This is a genomic window from Pedobacter psychrophilus (genome assembly GCF_001652725.1).
Lineage (GTDB): Bacteria > Bacteroidota > Bacteroidia > Sphingobacteriales > Sphingobacteriaceae > Pseudopedobacter > Pseudopedobacter psychrophilus.
This window is the reverse complement of the sequence record NZ_LWHJ01000011.1, coordinates 945,382-962,416: the sequence shown is the minus strand read 5'-3', so window position 1 is coordinate 962,416 and position 17,035 is coordinate 945,382. Positions and strand designations below refer to the sequence as shown.

Sequence of the window (17,035 nt, the reverse complement as noted above, 5' to 3'; positions counted from 1 at the left end):
GCCATTTCTGCACAAATTAGCAAAACGTTTTAGCTGAAATGCTAAAAAAACTCGACTTAAATGAAAAATAGCTGGCAAGAAAAATATTGGAAACATATAGTTGCTGACAACATTGAAGAAGCAATACCTCTTAAACTTGACAATTTCCCAAATTTATTTTATAAGTTCCGAAATTTAACAGAAAGAGTAATTGACAGTATTAATGAAAATTATATTTGGCTGGCGGAAATATCTTCATTAAATGACCCTTTTGAATGCTCAATACAATTTGACAATGATGAATGTTTACGCTTATATTATAGCTCCGAAAAATTTCAACAGCTTTTTGCTAGTTTGACAGGACAAAAATTATCATCTAAGGAAGTTAAAATATTAAGTAGTGTTAAAAAACCATTTATTGAATACGCAAATATTTGCAAAAACCGAGATATTCCATTTAAACAATCCCCTGAAGAGCAACTTAATAAAGTCCAAAATCGTTGGAATGAAATTATTCAAGAAACAAATAGAAATTTAAGAATTTGTAGCTTTAGCTTAAATAATCACTCTTTACTTTTATGGAGCCATTACGCCAATGAACATAAAGGAATTTCAATTGAATACGATTTCTTAGATCTTGAAGACGTTAGAACATTTATTCAACCTGTTATATATCGTAATCAAGTTCATAAAATTGGGATTTTTGATGAATATAATACAATGCAAATGATAGCATCTAGTCTAATTAAATCCGAAGATTGGAAATACGAACAAGAATGGAGACTTACTATTTTCAAGCAAAAAGAAAATTTTCCTCAAAAACTAACAATTACAGATCCAAAAGCAATTTACTTAGGAACGAGATTTTATGAGAATGAACCGCAGCTTCAAGAAAAATTATTTGATATTGCAAAAGTGAAAAATATACCTGTATTTCAGATGGAAAAACATCCGAATGAGTTTAAACTAATCCAATCAAAAAAGCACATCAGCTAACAGCATTGACCCAAAATTAGGTGGCTAAATAAAGAGTATGAAATTTTAATCCATTATTCCTTTTGCTTTTTCATTCTGTATGCTAATCCCCAATTAGCCAAAGATTGCATTATTGGCGCCAACGTAAGCCCAAACTCGGTTAGTGTGTATTCAACCTTTGGTGGGATTTCAGCATAAATTTTCCTGCTTATTAACCCATCATCTTCTAATTCTCTCAACTGCTGAGTAAGCATTGATTGAGTAATTCCCTTTACACTTCGCTTCAATTCACCAAATCTTGCAGGAGAGGTATGATAGATCGCATTAATTAAAATTGCTTTCCATTTTCCCCCTAAAACTTTCATAGTTGCAGTGACCGGGCAAGATTTTTCATCAAAAACTAAAATTTTTTCGTTATTAACTTCTTGATTATCAATATTAGTATTGTTTTTCATACTTACACATTTAAAATGCCCTACTTGTATTATTCATTTTAACTCTGAAAATTTGCAGTACAAAAATAAAACAAAGTAATAAATATGGCAAGTAAAATCATTTTAAATACGGAGCAAGACGGTATCAAGAGTGGTGTTTCAAAAACGATTTATCCACTTATAGAACAATCATTTTCAATCAATTAATACAAATCAAATTTAAAAAAATGGAAAAAATTTATGAAGCAGAAGTGACAACTTTAGCAGGACGCAACGGTCACGCAAAATCATCTGATGGTTTATTGGATGTAGACGTTAGGTTCCCAAAAGAAATGGGCGGATCAGGCGATGCAACAAATCCAGAGCAACTATTTGCTGCGGCTTGGTCGGCTTGTTTTGGAACAAGTGTTACTATTGCAGCGGAAATTGAAAAAGTTAAAATTGGTGAAGTAAGCGTAACCGCAAAAATTAGTGTTTTGCATTCAAACGGTAACTACGATCTTGGAGCACATCTTATTGTTAAAATAGATGATGTAGATGCTGATACCGCAAAAAGGCTTGTTGAAAAAACCAAATCTATTTGCTCTTATTCAAAAGCAACAAAAGGAAATATTGAAGCTACTTACGAGGTTGCTTAACCACTTATTAATCTTAAAATAAATATAAAATTTAATAAACATGGTAAACTCTCTAAATTGGTTTGAAATCCCAGCAACAGATTTCGCAAGAGCAAAAGCATTCTATGCTAAAGTGTTAGATACTCAAATTCATGACGACCCTAGTCCTCATATGCAATATGCATATTTACCGTCTGATCCAGAAAAAGGCGGATTTGGCGGAGCAATTGCTTGCGGTGAAAACTTTGTTCCTGCAATGACCGGCACAACTATTTATTTAGATGGTGGAAATGACCTCTCAGTTCCATTAGGCAGAGTAGAAAGTGCAGGCGGAACAGTTATTCTGCCGAAAACTGCTATTGGTGAAAACAGAGGCTTTATTGCACTTTTTATCGATACAGAAGGAAACAAGGTAGGGTTCCATTCAATAGGTTAATACAGAGTTTTCCTGTATCTTATAAATAGCTGATAGATTTTTATCATTGATATTTCTATCAGCTTTGCGCTATATCTCCATGAACAAAACAATAATAAACATCGAGAACACAGCATGGACAGATATAATGCCAGCATTTAACAGCAGTTTGCGTCAGGCTAAGTTCAGTGCTTCGTCTGACGCTTTTTACTATATTTGAGTTGTGGTGCTTCGTGTAAAGTGTGGTGCTAAAAATCCCGCCCGAACATAAAGCTGCAAAAAGTGACTAGCTAGTAATATGCGCTAACATCATTTACAACTTCAATGACAATCAATAATGAAATCATTTTAAAGAAAAGAAAGAGATTATTAGCCTGGTATAATATGATACCAAATGTATTTTGGTCGGTTTTAAATCTAGTTCCAATTCTGGAATTTTGTTTTACACTAATTGATTTAAAGCTTGTTTATATTTTTCTTGCAATAAGTTTCATTCCCGCATTTTTAAAAAATTCATTTATTGATAAATTGCAAATTGGAAATACAACTAAGGTTTATAGAAAACTAGGAGTTCATGTTATAAACAAGATTTCGCAGAATGGAAACATCATAAATAATTTGATAAAAAAGAAGTTCCCTGAGCACAAAATCCTTGTAAAAGATAAAAGATCAATTTCTGCTATGATAGCTCAAACTTATGTTTTTGAGAAATTTCATTTGATATTATTTCTGTTTTTTAGCTTAATAATTAGCTATTCAATCATTAATCAATACTGGATTTGGGCTTTCGTAATTTTGATAACAAATATTGCTTATAATATTTATCCAAACTTATTGCAACAATATATTCGGCTTAAACTTTCCTTATTTAATAAAAGACAGAATGGGCAAATTATAAACCGCAAGTATTAAATTTATTGGGTTTATATCAGAATCACCCATTATTTGTTTCTATTTAACTTATCAATTCTTCCCTTTCATCTCCTGCTTCCGCATCGGCATTTGGTCAATTAAATCGTATAATTTAGCAGAAGTGATAATTTCATTAGAACTAAACTTTTGTCCTCCATCCTTACCAACAAGTACAACTGTAAATAAATTGGGATTTATTTTCAAAGGACTATAATTTTCAAAATCTTTACTATTGGTGACTACTCTTATAATTCTGATTTGTCTTTCTGATAAGCCCGCCAAATCTGCAGAGAGAATTTTGAGCTGTTTCGAAGCAATATCAGCTTTGTTGTTTGGATAAAATAAGATTACTTCCCTATTATCCTTATTTTGAGCATAAATAGCCACATTTAATGAGAAACAGATAATTAACAAGTGAAATAATTTCATGAAGGATAGATACTTTAGAGAATTTTAAATGATAGTGATTGCCTTCAAAAATTAATATCTGCTGAAAAGCTTAATTTTAAATATTGAATTTATTAATTCAAATCGCTAATTAGATCCTTAGATTTTTGGATCAATGCAGAAATATCTCTTCTCTCGCCATTCTCGGATTCTACCTTTTCAAAATCAGATACAGACAACTTTAAGTATTTTAATGCAATTGTTTTATTATAAACTCCTTGTACTTTTTGTGTTTTATAAATTGCATAATCCTGATAAGCCAAACCTCTATTCTGATATAATTTCATATCATTTGGAGTTAAATCTATGGCAGTTGAAAAATCTTTTATTGCTCCCAAAAGTAAAACTTCATGATCTTTAGAGCGATAATCTGTAAGGCTGGCTGCTTGTAAAACTTTTGCTTTTCCACGATAATAATAAGCGGCAGTTTCAGTAGGTTTCATGGCTAACAACTTATCAAAGGCAGAAATTGATTTAAGATAATCTGCAGCGTGATAGCTAGAATATCCCATTAACCAAAGCGCATTCATATTTGCAGGATCGGTGCTATATGCTTTTTCAAAATAAGAAGAAGCATTAGTAAAATTCCCACTCGTCATTGCTTTTTGACCAAGTCTTTCGTAAGGAGTTTGAGCTAATAATGTTTGGGATGCCGTAACCAGGAAAATTAATATAAGATGTGTTTTATTTTTCATTTTGTAAATCTGCCTTATGGCGGATGGAATGTTAATATTGATATAACGATGCTATTTATGAATTATTTCCCAATTTATAAACTGACTTTATAACATATTGTTTTTAGGATTTCTTCAATTACCAAACTAAATTACCGTTTTTTAGCTATTATGTTGGCTTGGCATAACTGTTGCAAAATTAACAGCACAATCATTAAAAGCCAACGCATAGTTTTTTTCTGTCAATTTGGCGTTCAATCACAATAATAAAATATGAGCAATTTCGATAATTTCGATTTTAACCAGGCATTACCATTGATAAATGAAGATACAGAGTTTTTTCCTTTAATGTCTCCTGAAGACGAGGAAGAAATGAATAACGAGCAGACACCTGACATTTTATCTATCCTACCCTTAAGAAACACAGTTTTATTTCCCGGTGTGGTGATTCCCATTACAGTTGGAAGGGATAAATCTATCAAATTGATAAAGGATGCTTATAAAGGAAATAAAATCATCGGTGTTGTTTCTCAAAAGGATGTTAACCTGGAAGATCCAACATTTGATCAATTGAATAAAGTGGGTACGGTTGCCGTAATTGTAAAAATGCTGCAAATGCCTGATGGCAATACCACCGTAATTATCCAGGGGAAAAACAGATTTCAATTAGGTGATGAAGTACAATCAGAACCTTATATCAAAGCTAATGTCCAAAAATTTGAGGAAGTAAGACCAAAATCTGATAAAGAATTTAAGGCCATGGTTTCTTCTGTAAAAGAACTGGCCATGCAAATTATTCAATTCTCACCAAATATCCCTTCGGAGGCTGCCATTGCTATCAAAAATATTGAAAGTGTTCCTTTTTTGATCAATTTCATATCATCAAACATGAATGCTTCTGTTGCAGATAAACAACTGATGCTTGAAGTTGCAAATTTAAGAGAAAGGGCAACTTTGGTGCTTACCCATTTAAGTACAGAATTGCAGCTGTTAGAATTAAAAAATCAAATCCAAAGTCGTGTAAAAGTTGATTTGGATAAGCAACAACGTGATTATTTTTTAAATCAGCAGTTAAAAACTATCCAAGAAGAACTGGGTGGAAACTCTCCGGATATGGAGATTGAGGACTTAAGGAATAAGGCAAAAAAGAAACAATGGAGTAAAGAAATCTCTGTTCAATTTCATAAAGAGCTAGATAAATTAGCAAGGATGAATCCTGCTGCCGCAGATTATTCGGTACAAATCAATTATTTAGAAGTTCTTTTAGAATTGCCCTGGAACCATTACACAAAAGACAATTTTGATTTAAAAAGGGCTCAAAAAATATTGGATAAAGATCACCACGGTTTAGATAAAGTAAAAAAACGTATCATAGAATATTTGGCTGTTTTAAAGCTAAAAAACAATATGAAAGCCCCAATTTTATGTTTAGTAGGCCCTCCGGGAGTTGGCAAAACTTCTTTAGGGAAATCTATCGCTAAAGCTTTGGGCAGAAAATACGTGAGAATGGCTTTAGGTGGTATTAGAGATGAGGCAGAAATTCGTGGTCACCGTAAAACTTATATAGGTGCAATGCCCGGTAAAGTAATTCAATCTTTGAAAAAAGCTGGCGCATCTAATCCTGTTTTTGTACTAGATGAAATTGATAAAGTAGGAAATGACCATAGAGGCGATCCTTCTTCTGCCCTTTTAGAGGTTTTAGATCCTGAGCAAAACAATACTTTCTCAGATAATTTCTTAGAATTGGACTATGATCTTTCTAGCGTGATGTTTATCGCGACAGCAAATTCTTTAAATAACATACAACCGGCATTGCTAGATCGTATGGAAATTATTGAAGTGAATGGTTATACAATTGAGGAAAAAGTAGAAATTGCTAAAAAGCACTTGATTCCAAAACAAAAAGAACAACACGGATTAAAAACAAAAGACATCACCATAAAACCTTCCATCATTGAAAAAGTGATTGAAGATTATACCCGAGAATCTGGAGTACGTGGATTAGAAAAAGCTTTAGGATCTGTTGTACGTGGGGCTGCAACTAAAATTGCTATGGAAGAAGAATATAATCCAACCTTTACTTATGATGATGTAATGAAAGCTTTGGGTCCACCGTATTTTGATAAAGATGCTTATGAAGGAAACGATGTTGCGGGCGTAGTAACTGGTTTGGCCTGGACTTCTGTTGGTGGCGATATTTTATTTATCGAAGCAAGTTTAAGTCCCGGAAAAGGAAAAATGACCTTAACAGGTAATTTAGGCGACGTAATGAAAGAGTCTGCTGTGATAGCAATGGCATTTATGCGAGCTCATGCGGATGATTTAAAAATAGATTATCGTTTGTTTGACCAATGGGATTTACATATTCATGTTCCAGCAGGAGCCACTCCTAAAGATGGGCCTTCTGCAGGAATTACCATGTTAACTGCTCTAACTTCTGCTTTTACACAACGTCAGGTAAAAAATAATTTAGCCATGACTGGTGAAATTACTTTAAGAGGAAAAGTTTTGCCTGTCGGCGGAATTAAGGAGAAAATTTTAGCTGCAAAAAGAGCAAATATTAAGGATGTAATCCTTTGTAAATCAAACGAAAAAGACATTTTAGAAATCAAGGCAGATTATATTAAAGACATGAATTTTCATTATGTGACCAATATGTTGGATGTTATCGATTTGGCTTTGTTTGACCATAAAATAAAAAATGCACAAAAGATTGTTTTTAGAGAAGAAGCAAAAGCAGCAACAGTTTAAAACAAATTTTTTATCCTAATTTTAAAGCCGAATTCATTTCGGCTTTTTTTATGCACTTTACTTTAAGATTAATACTTTCTTCATCACTAATTATTTTATCATTATCTGCTAGTTCACAAACTAAACTTTATCAAAACGAGTTAGGTTTTAGAAGTGAAAATGATTCTTATTTAGCCACTGGGCAGGATAGATATTACACCAATGGTTTATTTATCACATTTAAGAGGTCTGCTAAAACTAAAAATTACATAGATTCTTTAAAGTTTACCAAAAAGATTTGGAGTGCAACTATTGGACAGTATATGTACAATGCACAAAGTGGTCAGATTACCAATATCAATAATGTCGACCGTCCATTTGCGGCTTATTTGTATGGAGGATTTGCGCTTCAGTACCTCAATAATAAAGAACACATTAAAAAATTTGAGCTGCAAGTCGGTACAATTGGTTCAGATGCATTAGGCTTAGAAGCACAAGAAATTATCCATAAGACTTTTGGTTTTTATGATATTAAAGGATGGGAATATCAAGTTAAAAATGAAATTGGATTTAATGCTAAAGCCGATTTTTTATATCTTCTACATCGCAATGCAAATAAAAAAGTTGATTTTTCTATACCCATTGAAGCTAGATTAGGAAATACTTTTACCAGTTTAAGTGCAGGAATTTTATTTAGAACGGGAAACTTAAACCCATTATACCATTCTGTAGCTACACAAAGTAATGTTTCTAATTTTAAAGAAGCTGGAGTTGCAGAAAAAGAGTTTTATTTTTTCTTAAAACCTCAATTACAATTGGTTGCTTACGATGCTACCATCTCTGGTGGTTTATTTAGGGATGATAAAGGACCAATAATATTTAAAACAAATCCTTTGGTTTTTTCTCAGGAATTAGGCTTGGCTTATGCTAAGAAAAGATGGACAGTAGATTTTTCTGTCATTTTTAAAACTAAAGAAGAAAGCAGTATGATCTTCGCTCATCAATACGGTTCTTTAGATTTGTTTTACAGGTTTTAATATTTTAAAAAACGTAAATAAAAATACAACATATTACCAGACTAAATGGAAATGAGAATATTTGAGCAATTCAATTTGTCTCCATATTTGTTATTGGTGAATGATCAAGTTTATTACTTCGTGAAGTGATTACTTATCTCAAGAAAAAAAATGAAACCCTTGCTAAATAGGTCATAAAAAAAGACGGATATTTTTAGTACCCGTCTTCTAATTCAATTAAAATGATTTTTATTTAGACTCGAATTTGAACATCGCTCCTAACTTCTCATCAGAGTTAAAAGAAACGCCTAAATCTTTAATAATACCTGAATCCAGGCTATAAGCCCAACCATGTACACTTAGTTCTTGTCCTTGTTTCCAGGCATTTTGCAATGTGCTTGTTTTACAAAGGTTATAAACGTTTTCTATTACATTTAATTCAACCAATCGTTTACCACGTTCCTCCTCATTATCCATCATATCCAACTCAAAAGCGTAAGTACGATAAACATCTTTTATGTGACGTAACCAATTATCAATTAATCCATATTGCTTATTACTCATAGCCGCCAAAACACCTCCGCAACCATAATGGCCGCATACAATTACGTGTTTTACTTTTAAAACAGCAACTGCATAATCCAATACACTTAGCATATTCATATCCGTATGGATGACCATATTTGCTATGTTTCTGTGAACAAAAATGTCACCCGGATTAGTACCAGTTATTTGGTTTGCTGGTACTCTACTATCGGCGCAGCCAATCCATAAAATTGGTGGACTTTGACCTTTAGCCAATTTTTTAAAGTAATCGCCATCCTCTTTTAAGGTTTCGGCAACCCACTCTTTATTCCATTTCAATAAGTTCTCATAACTAATCTCTTCTGTAACGTGACCTACTGATATATTTTTTGTTGATATTTTATTCTCTCCTGAGTTTTTCATTTTAAAAATATTTTTGATTATTTAATCACTAATTCTTTTAGCGAGGGTACTTCATATTTTGTTTTAATATTAAGCAATTCTACCTCTATATTTTTTGTATGGGCATGTTCTTTAAAATCATAAATAGTATCTAAAACGTCCTTATCAATAAATAAAGAATTAGAACCGTCTATAATTACTGTTTTGTCTTTTGGCAGATTAGTTAAAGTATATTGAATTGTTCCCTTATTTAAAAAAGAAACTTCTTGTGCCAACATTATTCTTATTACATCTTTATTTGATGTTTTATCAATAGTGTAAAAATAGGGATTTCTATAGTTTGTAGTTAATAAAAATATAATTCCAACTGCTAAACCTATAGCAACACCTATTAATAAATCTGTAAATACAACAGCAACTATCGTTACAAAAAACGGAATAAATTGATCTTTCCCGCTTTTCCACATCTTTTTAAACAAGGGTATTTTAGTTAATTTATAACCTACCATCAATAGAATTGCAGCTAAACAAGCTAATGGAATTTTATTAATCAATACAGGTATTAATAATACTGCTAAAATTAAAAATATACCATGCATAATTGCCGAAACTTTTGTTCTACCACCAGAATTTACGTTTGCAGAAGATCGTACAATAACCGCTGTCATAGGGAGGGCTCCAACTAAACCAGCTAATGTATTTCCAATTCCTTGAGCTATAAGTTCCCTGTTTGTAGGTGATACTCTCTTAATTGGGTCAATTTTATCTACAGCCTCTAAACTTAAAAGTGTTTCTAATGATGCAACAATTGCAATAGTAACAGCTACAGTCCATAAGTTAGGGTTAGTAATGGCAGAAAAATCTGGATAAGCAAATAAGCCTTTAAAATCTGTAAAACTTCCCACAACCGGAATTTGAACTAATTGGTCCGGATTTAATGCTAATGCACTTCCATCAAATACACCTGCTAAAATAATTCCTAAAATGACCACTAAAAGAGGTGCAGGAACAATGGCAAGCTTTTTAAACTTTGGCCAAACAATAAGTACTATTAAAGAAATAACACTAATCACTATGGCACCTAAAGTAAATTTGTTAAATGCAGAAAAAATTGCTGAAAACGTGTTTTCATTATCTATTTGACTAAAACTTTGGTCACCTTCAAAATCGGCGTCATAGCCTACCGCATGGGGTAATTGTTTTAAAATGAGTATGATACCAATGGCGGCCAACATGCCAATAATCACGCTATTAGGGAAATAATTACCAATTGTGCCCGCCTTTAAAATTCCTAAAATAATTTGAAGAAGGCCGGCAATCATTACCGCTAAAAGAAAGATGTTAAAACTCCCTAAATCTGTTATGGCATTTAAAACAATAACAGTTAAACCTGCCGCCGGGCCACTAACACTTAGCTGAGATCCACTGAAACTTGCTACTACAACCCCACCTATTATACCACTTAATAGACCCGAAAATAATGGTGCGCCTGAAGCCAATGCAATACCCAAACATAGTGGCAAAGCCACCAAAAAAACTACAATACTTGCCGGCAAATCTTTTTTAAGATTTTTAACAAGGAAATATTTACCTAAACCACTTCCCGCAGCTTCTGATTGATTATCTGTCATAATAAATTAATGAAAATTGTTACTGTAATAAAAATTATAGAATATTAACAGGCCACGTTGGGCGGAGGGGTAGGTATTGTTGGAAAATACGTTTTAATGTATTTTTTAGAAATGTAATGGTAATCTAATGTCTCTGTTTTTAAGATATGAACCATCACAAAATCATAAACATGAATAAATTCTGTTCCTTTTTTTAATAATTTACCAATGTCTTTTGCATCTGAGGGATTTTCTTTGGAGTCGTTTTCTAATTCTAACTGCATAATTACAGCATTCACAACTTTTTTATCCAAATCAAAAATAATAGGTGCTGTAGAAATAAACATCTTCATTGTAAAAATAGAGATGAATAAATAACAGTAAACTAAAATCTTGACTTTCCTGTGCATTAATTAAATAAATTATTAAACTTATAATTTTCACAAAGCTAAAAAAATGATGCCAAAAAGAGTAATAAACTGTTGATATAACATCATAAAATAATAATCGAATAATTTTATACGCATAGATTCAGCTTTACATAGATTTTTTATAATTTCACAGTATTGCCAATATCCTATAAAGTGAATAAAAAATTAGAATTACTTAACGCTAAAAGAGAAGAAGCTTTTCTTGGTGGCGGAGCAAAAAGAATTGAAAGTCAGCATAAAAAAGGAAAATTAACCGCGAGAGAACGATTACATTTTTTACTTGATGAAGGTTCTTTTGAAGAGATTGGAATGCTGGTTTCACATCGTTCTACAGATTTTGGTATGCAGTATGAAAAATATCCAGGTGATGGGGTTGTTACAGGATACGGCACTATAAATGGACGTTTAACTTATGTTTTCTCTCAAGATTTTACTGTTTTTGGGGGTTCGCTATCCGAAACTCATGCCGAAAAAATCTGCAAAATAATGGATATGGCATTAAAAAACGGTGCCCCATTAATTGGTTTAAATGATTCTGGCGGCGCTAGAATTCAAGAAGGTGTGGTTTCCTTAGGCGGTTACGCCGATATTTTTTATAAAAATACGATGGCTTCGGGAGTTATCCCACAACTTTCTGCCATTATGGGCCCTTGTGCAGGCGGTGCCGTTTATTCGCCGGCTATTACCGATTTTATTTTGATGGTAGAACACACTTCTTATATGTTTGTAACTGGCCCAAATGTGGTTAAAACGGTAACCCATGAAGAAGTGACTTCAGAAGAATTAGGCGGAGCAAATACACATGCTACTAAATCTGGTGTTACACATTTTGCTTGCGCTAATGAAATAGAAGCGATAAATCACCTAAAAAAATTATTAAGTTATATGCCTCAAAATTGTGAGGAAAGAGCTCCATTTGAGGATTACGAAAATAGCGATGAACATCGTAAACAACTCGATCAAATTTTACCAGAGAATGCAAATCAACCATATGATATTAGAGAAGTGATTTCTGAAGTAATTGATGCTGATTCATTTTTAGAAGTTCATAAAGATTTTGCCGAAAACATAGTAGTTGGCTTTGCCCGATTAGCTGGAAGAAGTATTGGAATAGTGGCTAATCAACCCGCATTTTTAGCTGGAGTTTTGGATATTCACTCTTCTACAAAAGCCGCAAGATTTGTCCGCTTTTGCGATGCTTTTAATATTCCTTTACTGGTTTTTGAAGATGTTCCGGGCTTTCTTCCCGGCACAGATCAGGAATGGAATGCTATTATTACCAATGGCGCAAAATTGTTATATGCGTTTTGCGAGGCAACCGTACCAAGAATAACTCTAATTACCCGTAAAGCTTATGGCGGTGCTTATGATGTGATGAACTCTAAACATATTGGAGCAGATATGAATTACGCCTGGCCAAGTGCAGAAATTGCCGTAATGGGCGCAAAAGGTGCAGCCGAAATCATCTTCAAAAAAGAAATAACATCTGCAGAAAATCCGGAAGAAAAATGGCTGGAGAAAGAAAAAGAATATTCAGATATTTTTGCGAACCCATATAGAGCTGCCGAACGTGGCTTTATTGATGAAGTAATTGAACCTGCTGATACTCGTATCAAACTGATTAAAGCATTTAAGATGTTAGAGAATAAAGTGGTAAATAATCCCAGGAAGAAACATGGGAATATTCCTTTGTAAGTTTGTTCTTTTATTTCTCCAATAGTTTGATTATTAATTTGTTATGGAGATTTAGTTTACAGTAAAGTGTTTACTGTAAACCAAAACAAAGAGAGGTTTTAAATATCTTTATTCAGTTAACCTCATTATTCTTTTTGCACCCATAATAGAAGCAACATCATAAATCATCCTTTTTCTGGGCAATTTCATTAAGTTAAGGAATGTCGTCATGTTGAACGATAGTGAAACATCTCACAAATAGGTTTTTAGATAGAATGGCAATCTTGCTGATGAGATGTCTCCTGTCGTCGACATGACGGAGAAACTAAAAAAATCATTGACTCATTGCTCTAAAAATGTCTTTACCACTTTTTAAAATGCCTAAATAAAAATTTAACCACTATTCTGTAAAACCCTTGTTTCAGAACTTATTATCATAATTAAAGATTTTAATTAGCCATTCCTTATTGTTATTTTTAAAATCTTAAACTCCAAAACATGAAAAAAATCTTACTCTTCAATTTATTTTTATCTCTGTTTTTTATCCAAACCAAGGCACAGCAACCATTATGGATGCAACAACCTGCTATATCACCTGATGGGCAATGGGTAGCATTTGAATACAAGGGAAATATCTTTAAAGTTTCTATAAATGGCGGACAAGCTTTGCCCCTAACCATCACTGCAGATTATAACGGTTATCCCGTTTGGAGCCATGATAGTAAAACCATTGCTTTTGCATCAGACCGAAACGGAAATTTTGATATTTTTTCAATGTCCGCAAATGGAGGTGCAGCAACTCGTTTAACCTATAATTCTGATAAAGACATTCCTTATGATTTCAGCATTGATGATAAAAAAGTGATTTTTGGTTCAAATCGTCATGATGTTTATTCTTCAGTTCGTTTCCCTGGTGATAACTATTTTAATAAATTATATGAAGTTCCGGTTAAGGGTGGTAGAAGTGTGATGATAAACTCAGCAGGGACAGAATATGTTCATTTGAATGCTACTGGAGATAAAATTATTTATCAGGATAGAAAAGGATATGAAAATGCTTTACGTAAACACCATACTTCTGCTATTACCAGAGATATTTGGGTTTTAGATTTAAAAACTAATCAATATAAAAAAGTTTCTAATTTCATCGGCGAAGACCGAGAACCTGTTTGGGGAAGTGGAGACACTTTCTACTATTTAAGCGAGCAAAAAGGAAATCAAAATTTATTCAAATCTTCTGTTGTTGCTCCAGATCAAGTAACACAACTTACAAAATTTGATAAAAATCCTGTAAGAAACCTTTCAAGGGCAAATGATGGCACTTTTGCTTTTACTCAGGATGGAAATATCTATCTTTTTAAAGAAGGTGGACAACCTAAAATCTTAGAATTTAATATCGGTGCTGATTTCGCAACTAATCAAATAACTACTGTTCCAGTCAAAGGAAATGCTACTGAAATTGCGGTTTCATCAAGTGGAAAAGAGATTGCGTTTGTTTATAGAGGAGAGATTTTTGTAACCGCTGTTGATGGTTCAACGACCAAAAGAATTACCAATACGCATTATCAAGAAAGAATGGTAAGCTTTAGTCCGGATGGTAAAAAACTACTTTATTCGGTAGAAAATGATAATTCCTGGGATATTTATGAAGCAAGTTTGGCAAATCCATCAGAAAAATATTTCTATGCTGCTACTATTATCAATACAAAACCAATAGTTAATACAGATAAAGATGAATTTCAAGCAAATTACTCTCCCGATGGAAAGAAAATAGCCTATTTAGAAGAAAGAAACATATTAAAAGTAATAGACATAGCCACTAAAAATACGGTAACTGTTCTACCTGAAAAATTAAATTATTCCTATTCAGATGGTGATCAATATTTTACCTGGTCGCCAGATAGCAAATATTTATTAGCGCAATCTAGTGAAGGCGGAGGTTGGTTTACACCAGAAGTAGTTTTGCTTAAAGCAGATGGAACCGGCAAAAGAGTGAATTTAACTGAAAGTGGGTTTAATGATTATTATCCTCAGTTTGGGATGGATGGTAAAATGATGTATTGGATAACTGATAAAGATGGGATGAAAAATTTGAGCAGAGGTAGCCAAAGCGATATTTATGCCATGTTTTTTGACCAAGATGTTTGGGATAAATATCAATTGAGTAAAGAAGATTTCGACTTACAAAAAGATATAGAAAAGAAAGACAGCGTTAAAACAGCTGACAAAAAAGAGGAGAAATCTAAAAAAGTTGAAATAGTTAAAAAGGAAGAAAAACCTGTATTTGAGCCAAATCTTAAAAATTTAGAAAACAGAACAGAAAGGTTGACTATATCTTCTACAGATATTGGTGGTATCGCACTATCAAAAGATGGCGAAAAATTGTATTATTTAGCCAAATATGAAAAAGGTTACGATTTATGGATGACCATGCCTAGAACCCATGAAACAAAAGTTTTAGCCAAATTAGGAGTAACAGATGGCGGTTTAGAATTAAGTAAAGATGGCAAATACTTAATTGTTTTGGCTGGTGGAAACATTATGAAAGTTGGTGTAGACGATGGCAAAGTTTCTCCAATAAAAATTGATGCAAACATGGAATTAGATGCTGCAGCAGAAAGAGCTTACATGTTTGATCATGCTTATAAACAAGTTAAGAAAAAACTTTTCGATCCAAAATTGCAAGGTGTAGATTGGGATGGTTACCATACTACCTATTCAAAATTTCTTCCCTACATTAATAATAATTATGATTTTGAAGTATTGTTAAGCGAGTTTTTGGGAGAATTAAACGCCTCGCACACAGGCGGTGGTTATAGAGCCAGGAAAATGAATGCTGACGCAACTGCTGCTTTAGGTTTGTTATATGATGTAAGCAAAGGTGGAAATGGTTTGACAGTTAAAGACGTTATTGGTGCCGGCCCATTTGATAAAGCTAAAACCGATATGAAAGCTGGAATGGTGATAGATAAAATAAATGGAAATGCCATTACTGATGATGCAGATTGGGCGATGTTTTTAAATCATAAAGCAGGAGATTTTACTAGAATAGATTTCCACGACCCAAAATCTAGTAAAACTTATAGTGAAGTGGTTAAACCTATACCAGGTGGTGAAGAAAGTAATGTTTTACTGTACAAACGCTGGACGGATAAAATGGCTCAATTAACTGATAGTCTTTCTGATGGCAAAGTTGGTTACGTACATGTTAGAAGTATGGATGACCCAAGTTTTAGGGTAACCTTTGATAAGGTTTTAGGTAAAAATGTAAACAAGGAAGCGTTAATTGTAGATACTCGTTTTAATGGTGGCGGTTGGTTACATGATGATTTGGTTACTTTTTTAGGCGGAAAAGAATATTTCACTTTACGTCCGCAAGGGAATATTACAACAGGTGGAGAGCCCATGAATAAATGGACAAAACCAAGTTGTGTGGTAATGAGTGAAGGTAATTATTCTGATGCTTTTATGTTTCCGTATGCTTACAAAGAATTAGGTTTGGGTAAATTGATAGGAATGCCTGTTGCAGGAACCGGAACTGCAGTTTGGTGGGAAACACAAATTGATCCTACCATTTATTTCGGCATTCCGATGATTGCGACTTACGGTGCAGGTGAAACACAAGCTACTGAAAACCATCAATTAGAACCTGATATTAGAGTAAATAACGATTATAATAAAGTATTGAATGGTGAAGACCAACAACTGGAAGCCGCCGTTAAAGAAATGTTAAAAGAGATAAAAAAATAATTGTCACATCTAAATTATTCCATAGAACAAATTCCTCCTGCCGCAACATTAAGAGTTAGGCAGGCGGAATTGTATCCCTTAATGCTTCTAAAAAAATTGCAGCTTGAGGAAGATGAAGATGGCATTCATTTCGGTCTATTTCATGATGATAAATTAATTTCTGTTGTTTCTTGCTTCGAAAAAGAAGATGGCTGTGTGCAGTTTAGAAAGTTTGCTACACTAAAAGAATTTCAGCATCAAGGTTTTGGGACTGCTCTTTTAACTTATATTATGGCATTCGCCGAGGAACAAAAAACTAAAAAAATTTGGTGTAACGCCAGAAGTACAGCAATCGGATTTTATCAGAAATTGGGATTGACAGAAACAGATGAAAAATTTACAAGAGATGGCATTGATTATGTAATCATGGAAAAAGAGCTGTAAACTAGGATTTGATTTGTAACT

At 33.1% G+C, this 17,035-nt stretch carries 15 protein-coding genes; 9 read left to right on the top strand and 6 right to left on the bottom strand.

What is annotated here, in order from left to right:
* Positions 1-60: 60 nt before the first annotated feature.
* Positions 61-975: a DUF2971 domain-containing protein gene (locus A5893_RS04635; protein WP_068821350.1), complete on the top strand. Its 915-nt coding sequence runs from the start codon at positions 61-63 to the stop codon at positions 973-975.
* 53 nt (positions 976-1,028) lie between these two features.
* On the opposite strand, the gene A5893_RS04630 is transcribed toward A5893_RS04635, so the two are convergent.
* Positions 1,029-1,409, bottom strand: coding sequence for a winged helix-turn-helix transcriptional regulator (locus tag A5893_RS04630; RefSeq protein WP_082911319.1), 381 nt, complete (start codon positions 1,407-1,409; stop codon positions 1,029-1,031).
* 206 nt (positions 1,410-1,615) lie between these two features.
* Here A5893_RS04630 and A5893_RS04625 point away from each other — a divergent pair, with 206 nt between their 5' ends.
* The 3 genes from A5893_RS04625 (at position 1,616) to A5893_RS18285 (ending at position 3,332) form a co-directional block, all read left to right on the top strand.
* On the top strand, positions 1,616-2,026 hold the full coding sequence (locus A5893_RS04625; RefSeq protein ID WP_068821349.1) for an Ohr family peroxiredoxin: 411 nt from the start codon (positions 1,616-1,618) through the stop codon (positions 2,024-2,026).
* A gap of 40 nt (positions 2,027-2,066) precedes the next feature.
* Positions 2,067-2,441, top strand: a complete 375-nt coding sequence (locus A5893_RS04620; protein ID WP_068821348.1) for a VOC family protein — start codon at positions 2,067-2,069, stop codon at positions 2,439-2,441.
* A 303-nt stretch (positions 2,442-2,744) separates the two neighbouring features.
* On the top strand, positions 2,745-3,332 hold the full coding sequence (locus A5893_RS18285; RefSeq protein WP_068821347.1) for a glycosyl-4,4'-diaponeurosporenoate acyltransferase CrtO family protein: 588 nt from the start codon (positions 2,745-2,747) through the stop codon (positions 3,330-3,332).
* Positions 3,333-3,383: 51 nt separating this feature from the next.
* Here the strand turns inward: A5893_RS18285 and A5893_RS04610 are convergent, their stop codons facing one another.
* Positions 3,384-3,761 (bottom strand): DUF4174 domain-containing protein, encoded by a 378-nt coding sequence (locus tag A5893_RS04610; protein ID WP_068821346.1) that lies wholly within the window; start codon positions 3,759-3,761, stop codon positions 3,384-3,386.
* 92 nt (positions 3,762-3,853) lie between these two features.
* Positions 3,854-4,474 (bottom strand): tetratricopeptide repeat protein, encoded by a 621-nt coding sequence (locus A5893_RS04605; protein WP_068821345.1) that lies wholly within the window; start codon positions 4,472-4,474, stop codon positions 3,854-3,856.
* Positions 4,475-4,726: 252 nt separating this feature from the next.
* Between A5893_RS04605 and lon the strand changes: the two genes are divergently transcribed.
* Together lon and A5893_RS04595 are read left to right on the top strand one after the other, a co-directional pair.
* Positions 4,727-7,204 carry an endopeptidase La gene (gene lon, locus A5893_RS04600; protein ID WP_068821344.1) on the top strand — a complete coding sequence of 826 codons (2,478 nt, stop codon included), beginning with the start codon at positions 4,727-4,729 and terminating at the stop codon, positions 7,202-7,204.
* Between the two features lie 50 nt (positions 7,205-7,254).
* Positions 7,255-8,220, top strand: coding sequence for a lipid A deacylase LpxR family protein (locus tag A5893_RS04595; RefSeq protein WP_068821343.1), 966 nt, complete (start codon positions 7,255-7,257; stop codon positions 8,218-8,220).
* Between the two features lie 228 nt (positions 8,221-8,448).
* Here the strand turns inward: A5893_RS04595 and can are convergent, their stop codons facing one another.
* From can to A5893_RS04580, 3 genes are read right to left on the bottom strand one after another with little or no spacing between them, the layout of a single operon-like run.
* Complete coding sequence (gene can, locus A5893_RS04590; protein ID WP_068821342.1) at positions 8,449-9,147, bottom strand: carbonate dehydratase; 699 nt, start codon at positions 9,145-9,147, stop codon at positions 8,449-8,451.
* A 17-nt stretch (positions 9,148-9,164) separates the two neighbouring features.
* Complete coding sequence (locus A5893_RS04585; protein WP_068821341.1) at positions 9,165-10,757, bottom strand: SulP family inorganic anion transporter; 1,593 nt, start codon at positions 10,755-10,757, stop codon at positions 9,165-9,167.
* A 44-nt stretch (positions 10,758-10,801) separates the two neighbouring features.
* The gene (locus tag A5893_RS04580; protein ID WP_157687436.1) at positions 10,802-11,089 is read right to left on the bottom strand and encodes a hypothetical protein; all 288 of its coding nucleotides are present in this window, start codon (positions 11,087-11,089) and stop codon (positions 10,802-10,804) included.
* 231 nt (positions 11,090-11,320) lie between these two features.
* On the opposite strand from A5893_RS04580, the gene A5893_RS04575 reads away from it, so the two are divergent.
* The 3 genes from A5893_RS04575 (at position 11,321) to A5893_RS04565 (ending at position 17,014) form a co-directional block, all read left to right on the top strand.
* Complete coding sequence (locus A5893_RS04575) at positions 11,321-12,862, top strand: acyl-CoA carboxylase subunit beta (protein WP_198342260.1); 1,542 nt, start codon at positions 11,321-11,323, stop codon at positions 12,860-12,862.
* 477 nt (positions 12,863-13,339) lie between these two features.
* A complete protein-coding gene (locus A5893_RS04570) occupies positions 13,340-16,591 on the top strand; it encodes a S41 family peptidase (protein WP_068821339.1) in 3,252 nt (1,083 codons plus the stop codon).
* Positions 16,592-17,014, top strand: coding sequence for a GNAT family N-acetyltransferase (locus A5893_RS04565; protein WP_232456795.1), 423 nt, complete (start codon positions 16,592-16,594; stop codon positions 17,012-17,014).
* Positions 17,015-17,035 lie beyond the last annotated feature (21 nt).